Annotated in this window: 1 protein-coding gene; it reads right to left on the bottom strand. The window is 68.9% G+C overall.

Annotated elements, in window-relative coordinates; genetic code table 11:
• Positions 1 to 415: AMP-binding protein (locus tag AC07RN_RS21375; protein WP_478337282.1), on the bottom strand; the 415-nt coding region annotated here is incomplete at both ends.

Here is a 415-nt window from a genome sequence, read left to right as displayed (position 1 = left end):
GTGCGCAGGGGCGAATTCTGAAGCAGCATGCTGAGAATCGCCGGGGGCATGCTCGTGTGGGTGGCGCGGTGCCGCTGGATCTGGTCGAGGTACACCGCGAGATCGAGCGGGTGGTGCTGGACCAGGTGCCCGCCGCTGAGCAGCCACGGCAGCAGCGACGTCGCGAACCCCGCCATGTTGACCATCGGGAAGGGCCCGACGATGACGGAATCCGGTTGGGTCTGCAGACCGTCCTGCACTGCCTGGCCGATGGCCAGCCAGTCGGCGTGGCACCGGGGAACTCCCTTCGGCGCGGCCTCCGTGCCGCTGGTCCAACAGATCGTGATGCAGTCGTTGACGGTTCGCGTGAGTTGCCGGTACGAACGGCGCACCGCGTCCACCTCGTCCGCGGTCGCGGGGTCGCGGTCCAGCGGGA

This window comes from Lelliottia sp. GFLA7 (assembly GCF_056490165.1).
Note: the sequence above shows the minus strand (reverse complement) of the source record. Positions and strands in the feature narration are given on the sequence as shown.